Consider the following 368-nt stretch of genomic DNA (forward strand, 5'->3'; position numbering starts at 1 on the left):
GTGCCGCGGATCTTCAAGCGGATCCGTCCGGCGTTCCGGTACGAGCGGTCCCTGGATGTGATCACGCAGGGCCGGAACCTGGGCATGGTCACCAAGTCCAACCTGATCCTGGGCATGGGCGAGACCCGCGAGGAGATCTCCGAGGCCCTGCGGGACCTGCACGAGGCCGGGTGCGACCTGATCACCATCACCCAGTACCTGCGCCCGAGTGAGCGGCACCTGCCGGTGGACCGGTGGGTCAAGCCGCAGGAATTCGTGGACCTCCAGGACGAGGCCACCGAGATCGGGTTCCTCGGCGTGATGTCCGGGCCGCTGGTCCGTTCCTCCTACCGCGCCGGGCGGCTCTGGGCCACCGCGATGCGGAAGAA

Annotated in this window: 1 protein-coding gene; it reads left to right on the plus strand. The window is 68.2% G+C overall.

What is annotated here, in order from left to right:
- Positions 1-368 (plus strand): lipoyl synthase (locus AC6CHP_RS20755; protein WP_498232061.1); only part of this gene is annotated, 368 nt, incomplete at both ends.

The organism is Pseudarthrobacter sp. GQ63 (assembly GCF_059758765.1).